Below are 9,016 nucleotides of genomic sequence, written 5' to 3'. Positions count from 1 at the left end.
ACATGCACGCCGCGACGATCATCGCGATCCCCACCTTCCGGCGCCCGGACCGGCTGCGTCACCTGATCGAGGCGATCGCGAAGCTCGACCGGCTGGAGGACACCGCTTTGCTGGTCGCGGACAATGATGCCGGCGGGGAGGGGGCGGCGGTGGCGATCGCGATGGCGGAGGAGGGCCTGCCGATCCCGGTCGAGGTCATCCGCGTGCCCGAACCCGGCCTGTGTCATGTCCGCAACGCGATCGTCGCGCATGCGCTGACCATCCGGACGATGCAGCGGCTGGTGATGATCGACGACGACGAGTGGCCCGAGCCGCAATGGCTGGCGGCGTTGCGCACCGTCCAGCAGCGCACCGACGCGGCGGTGGTCGGCGGGCCGGTCATTCCGGTCTTCCCCGAAGGCACGCCCGACTGGGCCGAGCAGACGCTCGTCTTCCGCCCCGAGCAGCGCCCCGAGGGCCCCGCCGAGATGCTCTATGCGAGCAACAATCTGCTGGTGATGCGGCCCGCTCTGGAAGCATTGGGCGCGCCATGGTTCGATCCCGCCTTCAATCGTAGCGGCGGCGAGGATCTCGATTTCCTCACCCGGCTCAAGGCGATCGGCTTCACCTTCGCCTGGGCGCCGGGAGCGCGGGTCTCCGAATGGGTCGGCGCGGATCGTGCGCGCAAGGCCTGGGTGCTGCGGCGGATGTGGCGGATCGGCGTCACCGATACGCGCGTCGCCCGCAAGCAGCGCGGGCTGATCGGACGCGTCGGCCTGGGCGTGCGTTCGCTCGCATTGCTCGGCCTGCGTACCGCCGCGCTGCCGGCGCTGGCGTGGCAGCGCCACCGCCGCCTCGACATCGCCGGCCAATGGGTCAAGGCGCTTGCCCGCCTGTATGCGCTGGCGGGCGGGAGCGACGCGCTCTACGCCGCTCCCACACCGCTCAGTTCTCCCAGGCGCGGAAGCTCTTGACCACCATGTCGCCCGAGCCGTCGTCGTAGCTGCCGGTCGTCTTCACCGCGACATCCATGATCGGGTAGAAGCGGAAGCCGCGGAACGGATTGACGCTCTGATAGGTCTCCAGCCCGTCGACGAACCAGGTGATGTACTCGGGCCCGATGTCGACGGCATAGCGATGAAAGCCCTCCGAGAAGCCCGACAGCCCGTAAGCCTGCTCGGCCTGGATGTTGGTTCCACGCTGGAACGAACGCCAGCCGCCGCTGCCGCCATGGATCGTCGCCGAGATGTGCCGGTCGAAGTCCCAGTAGCTCTGATAGCCGAAGCCTTCGTAGACATCGATTTCCGGCGGCCAGCCCGAAGTCGAGATCAGCCAGAAGGCCGGCCATGACCCGCGCCGCGTGGGCATCTTCGCTACCCACTCATACTGGCCATATCCGATCTGGGTGGCGGGCGTATTGTGCCCGCTCAGCACGACCGACCCGTAATTGTACGCTGTGCCGTTATAGGTGATCGGCGACCACAGCTTCTGGGTGTGGAATACCAGCCCCTCGTCGGTGTAGCGCAGCGGTGCTTCGACCCACGGATAGAGTTCTTCGTCCAGATAGAGACCCGTCTCGCCGTTCGCGGGCTGGGCGCGGCCATGCGAGAGCTTGGTCGACCAGGCCCCCGACCAGCCGGCGTCCGACCAGCGCATCGTGTCTTTGGTCATCTCATATTGGAGCGTGCCATAGGTACGAAAGGTCCGCGGGTTGCGGAAGCCCCACGTGGCCGCGGCCGTCGGGGTGGCGTCTGCGTCGGCCGTGACGGTGTTGGTAGCGGTGCCCTGGTTCGCACCCCACGGCGCCTCGCGCAGCTTGAGCGAGAATTGCTGCCCGTCGGCCGCGTCGAGGATCGGCACCGACACCGTCTGGCGCAACGGATCGCCGGGACGGAAGATCACGACATCCTCGGTCGTCTTGTATTGATAGCCCGAGATCGCCTTGTTGGCGTCCGATCCGTTGACGGTGATCACGCGGGCGATCACCGTGTTGGGCGTCGGCTGGTTGAGCGTCACGGGCACATAAGCGACCGACGCGCCCGGATTGAATACCGCCGCGCCGATCGACAAGGTCGCCTTGGCGGGAAACCTGGTGCCGTTGGCGAAGTCGAAGGTCGCGAAGCTGTTGGTGCCGGCTGCAGTGTCCTCGACTTGCACTGGCCCCGCGACGGCGGTGGTCGTCTGGGTTGCAGGAACAACAATCGTTCCTGCCTGTTTCTGGGAAGAATTGGCGTCGCCCCCTGAGCACGCCGTGAGCGCGCACAGAGAGAAGGCGCCCGCAAGCGGGCGCAGAGAAGGGATACGCATGTAAAACACCCCCCGGTGTCGGCGACCGACAACTGTGCCGCCTCGAAGGGTAATTTAGGATGGTTTGGGCGAATAACCTAGGTTACTCGCCCGATTTGCGACAAGTTGAAGTCGAAAAGCTACCAGGTGGATTTTTGATTTACTCGGCTGCAATCGCAAGTGCTTGGGGTGCATCTGCAAGCCCGCGTCCGACGCCGGTATAGGTGAAGCCTGCGGCTTCCACTGCCTCGGGACGATAGATGTTGCGCAGGTCGACCAGCACGTCGCCTTCCATCCGCGCATGCAGCGCTTCCAGGTCGAGCGCACGGAAGGCGTTCCACTCGGTGACGATCACCAGAGCCGCGGCGCCGTCGGCCGCTTCATAAGGCGAAGTCGCGAATTCGACATTGGGCAGCAACGGCCGCGCCGCCGCCATGCCCTCGGGGTCGAACGCACTGACGTTCGCGCCATTGTCCTCGAGCGCCTGGATGATCGCGAGGCTCGGAGCGTCGCGCATGTCGTCGGTGTTCGGCTTGAAGGTCAGGCCGAGCACGGCGATCTTCTTGCCGCGCACCGATCCGCCGCACGCCGCGATGATCTTGCGGCCCATCGCCCGCTTGCGCGTGTCGTTGACCGCCACCGTCGCCTCGACGATGCGGACGGGCGTACCCGAATCCTCGGCGGTCTTGACCAGAGCCAGCGTGTCCTTGGGGAAGCACGAGCCGCCATAGCCGGGGCCGGCATGGAGGAACTTGCTGCCGATCCGGTTGTCGAGCCCGATCCCGCGCGCGACTTGCTGGACGTCGGCACCCACTGCCTCGCAGAGATCGGCGATCTCGTTGATGAAGGTGATCTTGACCGCGAGGAAGGCGTTGGCGGCATATTTGATCAGCTCGCTCGTGCGCCGGCCGGTGAACAGGATCGGCGCCTGGTTGAGATAGAGCGGGCGATACACTTCCTCCATCACCGGGCGGGCACGCTCGTCCTCGATGCCGATGACGATGCGGTCGGGCCGCTTGAAGTCCTCGATCGCGGCGCCTTCGCGCAGGAATTCGGGGTTGGAAGCGACTGCGAACTGCGCCTCCGGATTGGTCTCGCCGATGATCCGCTCGACTTCGTCGCCGGTGCCCACCGGCACGGTCGACTTGGTCACCACCACAGTGAAACCCTTGAGGCACGGCGCCATCTCGGCCGCCGCCGCATAGACATAGGACAGGTCCGCATGCCCGTCACCGCGGCGCGACGGCGTGCCGACCGCGATGAACACCACATCGGCCTGCTCGACCGCGCCGGCAAGCTCGGTCGTGAAGGCGAGGCGGCTCGCCGCGGCGTTGCGCGCGACGAGATCGTCGAGCCCTGGCTCGTAGATCGGGATCTGCCCGGCGTTCAGCCGTGCGATCTTGCTCTCGTCCTTGTCGACACAAGTCACCTGGTGCCCGAAATCGGCGAAGCACGCCCCCGAGACGAGCCCCACATAGCCAGATCCGATCATCACGATACGCATTGCCGATACTCCTTACTGGTTCACGCCGCGCTGCGCAGCTGGCGCGCTGCGAGCAGGTTGCTGGCGAACAATTCGACTTCGTCGGCGAGGTCCTCGCGCTCCAGCGCCATCGCCAGATTGGCGTGGAGGAAGCCGGCCTTGTCGCCGCAATCATAGCGGGTGCCGGCGAAGGTCAGCCCGTGGAACGGCTGTTCGCCGATCATCCGCGACATCGCGTCGGTGAGCTGGATCTCGCCACCCGCGCCTTTCTCCTGCCCCGCCAGCACGCCCATCACTTCGGGCTGAAGGATATAGCGGCCGATCACCGACAGGTTCGACGGCGCGGTGCCGGGAGCCGGCTTCTCGACCAGGCCCTTCACTTCGGTGAGCGAACCATCGCGGGTGCCGGGGGTGATGATGCCATAACGATGCGTATGCTCGTCGGGCACGGTCTCGGCGCAGATCACGTTGCCGCCGACCTGCTCATAGGCATCGATCATCTGCTTGAGGCAGCCGGGCCGCCCGACCATGAAATCGTCGGCGAGCAGCACCGCGAACGGCTCGTCGCCCACCACGTCGCGCGCGCACCACACCGCATGGCCGAGCCCCATCGGCTCCTGCTGGCGGACATAGGCGACCGCGCCGGGCCGCAATCGCGTGCGCCCGAGGATGTCGAGCGACTTGCCGCGCCCGCTCATCGTGGTCTCGAGCTCGAAGGCGATGTCGAAATGGTCCTCGATCGCGGCCTTGCCGCGGCCGGTGACGAAGATCATCTGCTCGATGCCGGCCTCGATCGCTTCCTCGACGGCATATTGGATCAGGGGTCGATCGACGACCGGCAGCATCTCCTTGGGGATCGCCTTGGTTGCCGGGAGAAAGCGGGTCCCAAGCCCGCCGACGGGAAACACAGCCTTACGCACTCGCTTCGGGGTCATATACGCCACCTCCTTCGCTGCGTCGCAGCATAGAGGCGGCATCCGGACGCGGCAATTTCGCCTCGCCTTCCCATAGGCACCGGTGATCGAGATTTCGTCGCTTTGTTGCGGTGCAGCGTCAGCTTGCGGCGGGAGCCACCGACGCGCGGCGGATCAGCGTCGATACGAACAGGGACATCTCGCCGTCCTCGCCCGTCGGACCTCCGCCTTCGCCGCTGACCAGTTTCAGCGCGGCGGCGCGCGCCATCGTCGCGATCGGCCAGCGCACCGTGGTGAGCGGCGGCCAGAGGTGCGAGGCGATCGGAGTATCGTCGAAGCCGATGATCGACAGGTCCTGCGGCACGTTGAGCCCGCGCTGGCGCGCGACATGGAGCACGCCTGCCGCCATCTCGTCGTTCGAGGCGAACACCGCGGTGGGGCGGGGCGACAAATCGAGCAACTGCTCGGCGGCGCGCATCCCCGATTCGAACTTGTAGTCGCCCTGGACGATCAGCGTGCGCTGGAGCGGCAGTCCCGCGTGCTCGATCGCCTCCTCATAGCCCTTTTGCCGCTCGAGCGCCGAGCGGAAGCCGTGCGGCCCGAGCACCAGCCCGATCCTGCGATGCCCCGATTCGATCAGATGCTCGACTGCGCCGCGCACGGCCTCGCGATCGTTCGATGCGACCATGTGCGGCGCTTCGTCGAGCGTCGCCGATCCCATCCGGACATAGCGCACGCCCAATTCGGCGCAGAGCCCGGCGAGCTGGTCGTTCTCCGAAATCGGCGGCAGGATCATCACGCCGAACGGCCGCTGGCGCTCGAGGAAATGGCCGATATCCTCGAGCATCGTCGGCGAACCGCGATCGACCGGGTGGACGATCAGCTCGAACTCGGTGTCGCGCAGCACCTCGAGCATGCCCTGCTGGACGTTGAGCACCATCTGCGCGTTGGGATTGTCGTGGATCAGCCCGATCAGGAAGTTGCGCCGCAGCGCCAGCGCGCGCGCCTGCGGATTGGGGACGTAGCCCAGATCGGCGATGACTTCCTCGACGCGGCGGCGCGTGTCGCCGTTCAGCAGCGGCGACTGGTTGATCACCCGGCTGACGGTCTTCTTGGAGACGCCGGCGATGCGGGCGACGTCGTTGATCGTGGGCTGGCTGCTGCGCTTCATTGCGGGGGGCATAACCCGGCTGCGCGATTGCGCCAAATGCAGTTGCGAAGGTGCCGCTGCGCGATGGTTGTTGCCAATGCCACTCCCTCTTTGATACCGGTGTCATAAATCGGCCGCGCAGAACCGGAAAGGCTAGAGGATGTCGATGCTGTTTCAACCCACACGGCGCGATCTGCTGCGCCACGGCTCCCTCGCCGGAGCGGGCGCGCTGCTGCCCGGCAACGCGCTGGCGGCGGCAGATCCGTGGCGACGGGCTGCGGACATCGCACGCACGGTCCGCGCGCCGGTCTTCCCGGCCCGCGTTTTCGACATCGCCCAATTCGGCGCCAAGGGTGACGGGACCACGCTCAACACCAGCGCCATCGCCGACGCGATCGCCGCATGCGCGGTGGCAGGCGGGGGAAGGGTGCTGGTCCCCGCCGGGACCTTCCTCACCGGCGCGGTGCACCTCAAGTCGAACGTCGAATTGCATGTCGTCGCCGGCGCTACCCTGCGCTTCAGCACCGATCCCGCGCACTATCCGATGGTCTTCACGCGCTGGGAAGGCGTGGAGCTCATCAACTATTCGCCGCTGGTTTATGCGTACAAGGCAAGGAATATCGCAGTCACCGGCGCCGGTACGCTCGACGGGCAGGGCAGCCCCGAGCACTGGTGGGCGTGGAAAGGGCCTTGGGGCGGCACGCAGGAACATGGCTGGCGCGAAGGGATGCCCGACCAGCGCAAGAGCCGCGCGGTGCTGTTCCAGATGGCGGAGGACCGCGTGCCGGTGGAGAAGCGGGTATTCGGCGACGGCCATTATCTGCGCCCGCCCTTCATCCAGCCCTATCTGTGCGAGAATGTCCTGATCGAGGGCGTGCGGATCCGCAACTCGCCCTTCTGGAATGTCCATCCGGTGCTCTGCCGCAACGTGACCCTGCGCGGGCTCGACATCTTCGGCCACGGGCCGAACAATGACGGCACCGATCCGGAATCGGTCGACATGATGCTGATCGAGGATTGCACCTTCGACACCGGCGACGATTGCATCGCCGTCAATTCGGGCCGCAACGAGGATGGCCGGCGTTTGGGCGTGCCGTCGCAGAACATCCTGATCCGCAATTGCCGGATGAAGGAAGGTCATGGCGGCATCACCGTCGGCTCGCAGATATCGGGTGGTGCGCGCTGGGTGTTCGCCGAGAAGTGCACGCTCGACAGCCCCGATCTCTGGTATGCGATCCGCTTCAAGAACAATGCCTTGCGCGGCGGGCTTCTCGAGAACTTTCACTATCGCGACATCGATGTGGGGCAGGTGGGCCGCGCCGCGATCGCCTGCGACTTCAACTATGAGGAAGGCGCCAACGGCCGCTTCACGCCGATCCTGCGGCACATCAACATCGAACGCCTGCGCGCGCGCAACGCGACCTGCGTGCTCGACAGCCAAGGCCTGCCCGGCGCGCCGGTGACCGATATCGCGCTCAAGGATTGTACCTTCGACGGCGTCACCCAGCCCAGCGTGATCCGCCACACCGAGCGCGTCACGCTCGCGAATGTCCATGTGAACGGCAAGATCGTTCGGGCGCTCGATCAACTCTCGGCATCCTGAGGTTCCATGCTCGCACTCGCTCTCGCTTTGTCCGCGCCCGATGCCGGGCAGCTCGCCTTTCCCGGCGCCGAGGGGGCGGGGCGGTTCGCGCTAGGGGGGCGTGGCGGGCAAGTGCTGTTCGTCACCAATCTCGAAGATGGCGGCCCCGGCAGCCTGCGCGCCGCGGTCGAGGCCAAGGGGCCGCGCACGATCCTGTTCCGTGTCTCCGGCACCATCAAGCTCGCAAAGCCGCTGGTGATCCGCGAGGGCCGCGTGACGATCGCGGGCCAGTCGGCGCCGGGCGACGGCATCACGCTGCGCGACCATCGCCTCGAAGTCGCGGCCGACGATGTCGTGATCCGCTACATCCGTTCGCGCCTCGGCGACGAGTCGAAGACCGAGTCCGATGCGGTGTGGATCGATCGCGGCCGCCGGATCATCCTCGACCATGTCTCGGCGAGCTGGTCGGTCGACGAAACGCTCTCCGCCTCGGCACGCTATACCGATCCGGAGCAGGGCTTTTACGACCTGACCGTGCAATGGTCGATCATCTCGGAGTCGCTCACGCATTCGCTGCATGCCAAGGGCGAGCATGGCTATGGTAGCCTGATCCGGGGCGGGCGCGGATCGAGGATCAGCTTCCACCACAATCTCTGGGCGAACCACTCGGCGCGCATGCCGCGTCCCGGCAATTACGACGGTCCGGACGTCGATCCGCTCGGGCCCGTCTTCGATTTCCGCTCGAACGTCTTCTACAATTGGGGCGGCGACCGATCGGGCTACAATGCCGACAAGGCCACGCTCGCCCGATATAATTTCGTCGACAATGCCTATGTCGCGGGCCCGCAATCGGGCAGGCCGATCGCGTTCAACGAATCCAACATGCTCGCCAAGGCCTATTTCGCCGGCAACAGCATGAACGGCGCGATCCCCGCCGATCCGTGGAGCCTCGTCACCGGCGTCTCACCCGAAGGCTATCGTCTCGCCGCGCCGGTGGACGTGGCGCCGGTCGCGCCCGATCCCGCCGCCAGCGCTTATGAACGCGTGCTGACCTCTGCGGGCGCCTCGAAAACCCGCGACCCGGTCGATGCGCGCGTCGTCGCCGGCGTGCGGAGCCGTACCGGCATCCAGATCGACAGCCAGCGCGACCTCGGCGGCTGGCCGGAGCTCAAGAGCGCGCCGCCACCGCGCGACACCGATAATGACGGCATGCCCGACATTTGGGAACACAAGCACGGCCTCGACCCGAAGATCGCCGACGGCAATGGCGACATCGATCGCGACGGCTTCACCAATATCGAGCAATGGTTGGCCGACGCCGCGGAGGGCAGGGGTTAGGACGATCGGGAACTGCCGCCGCGCCCGGCTCTTAGGCATTCCGGCCGGGGCGACGGTTGCGGGGGCGCCCAAGCGCATCCCCCCGAACATGTGCCTGCTTCGTGACACCGGTAACCCATCAGCTCTTCTTCCCGATTCGACAATTTCCCATATGATGGGAGAGCGTACCTGTTTTTTGGCGCTGTTGCTGATCTACAACAGCTGTTGACGGGAAAGGGTCCGAGGGGCCGCGAGATCATTGACACCGGTTTCCAATCGCCGGTAGCTATGCCCTGCACTCCGCC

7 protein-coding genes are annotated in these 9,016 nt (G+C 66.2%); 3 read left to right on the top strand and 4 right to left on the bottom strand.

Translation table 11 applies throughout. From position 1 onward, the window contains the following. Positions 1-2: 2 nt before the first annotated feature. Positions 3-953, top strand: a complete 951-nt coding sequence (locus tag BR78_RS0109465; protein WP_051683277.1) for a glycosyltransferase family 2 protein — start codon at positions 3-5, stop codon at positions 951-953. Here BR78_RS0109465 and BR78_RS0109460 read toward each other — a convergent pair. From BR78_RS0109460 to BR78_RS0109445, 4 genes are all read right to left on the bottom strand, one after another. After that, positions 925-2,136 carry a glycoside hydrolase family 16 protein gene (locus BR78_RS0109460; protein WP_231478225.1) on the bottom strand — a complete coding sequence of 404 codons (1,212 nt, stop codon included), beginning with the start codon at positions 2,134-2,136 and terminating at the stop codon, positions 925-927. The two genes, BR78_RS0109465 and BR78_RS0109460, sit on opposite strands and share 29 nt — an antisense overlap. 289 nt (positions 2,137-2,425) lie before the next feature. Continuing rightward, positions 2,426-3,769, bottom strand: a complete 1,344-nt coding sequence (locus BR78_RS0109455) for a UDP-glucose dehydrogenase family protein (RefSeq protein ID WP_029936312.1) — start codon at positions 3,767-3,769, stop codon at positions 2,426-2,428. A gap of 20 nt (positions 3,770-3,789) precedes the next feature. Then, entirely contained in the window at positions 3,790-4,683 is an 894-nt protein-coding gene (gene galU, locus BR78_RS0109450) for a UTP--glucose-1-phosphate uridylyltransferase GalU (RefSeq protein WP_029936310.1), read from the bottom strand. A gap of 118 nt (positions 4,684-4,801) precedes the next feature. Next, positions 4,802-5,833 (bottom strand): LacI family DNA-binding transcriptional regulator, encoded by a 1,032-nt coding sequence (locus BR78_RS0109445; protein WP_029724415.1) that lies wholly within the window; start codon positions 5,831-5,833, stop codon positions 4,802-4,804. A 145-nt stretch (positions 5,834-5,978) separates the two neighbouring features. On the opposite strand from BR78_RS0109445, the gene BR78_RS0109440 reads away from it, so the two are divergent. Both BR78_RS0109440 and BR78_RS0109435 read left to right on the top strand, forming a co-directional pair. Continuing rightward, positions 5,979-7,415: a glycoside hydrolase family 28 protein gene (locus BR78_RS0109440; RefSeq protein ID WP_029936308.1), complete on the top strand. Its 1,437-nt coding sequence runs from the start codon at positions 5,979-5,981 to the stop codon at positions 7,413-7,415. Positions 7,416-7,421: 6 nt separating this feature from the next. Next, positions 7,422-8,732: a pectate lyase family protein gene (locus BR78_RS0109435; RefSeq protein WP_029936306.1), complete on the top strand. Its 1,311-nt coding sequence runs from the start codon at positions 7,422-7,424 to the stop codon at positions 8,730-8,732. Positions 8,733-9,016 lie beyond the last annotated feature (284 nt).

It is taken from the genome of Sphingomonas sp. UNC305MFCol5.2, assembly GCF_000712135.1.
Taxonomy (GTDB): Bacteria; Pseudomonadota; Alphaproteobacteria; order Sphingomonadales; family Sphingomonadaceae; genus Sphingomonas.
This window is presented reverse-complemented; position numbering and strand designations above follow the sequence as displayed.

Bases quoted from the DNA above. Each gene is read 5' to 3' on its own strand.
- BR78_RS0109435 (WP_029936306.1), top strand. From the start codon at position 7,422: ATGCTCGCACTCGCTCTCGCTTTGTCCGCGCCCGATGCCGGGCAGCTC.
- BR78_RS0109445 (WP_029724415.1), bottom strand. From the start codon at position 5,833: ATGAAGCGCAGCAGCCAGCCCACGATCAACGACGTCGCCCGCATCGCC.
- BR78_RS0109455 (WP_029936312.1), bottom strand. From the start codon at position 3,769: ATGCGTATCGTGATGATCGGATCTGGCTATGTGGGGCTCGTCTCGGGG.
- BR78_RS0109465 (WP_051683277.1), top strand. From the start codon at position 3: ATGCACGCCGCGACGATCATCGCGATCCCCACCTTCCGGCGCCCGGAC.
- galU (WP_029936310.1), bottom strand. From the start codon at position 4,683: ATGACCCCGAAGCGAGTGCGTAAGGCTGTGTTTCCCGTCGGCGGGCTT.
- BR78_RS0109440 (WP_029936308.1), top strand. From the start codon at position 5,979: ATGCTGTTTCAACCCACACGGCGCGATCTGCTGCGCCACGGCTCCCTC.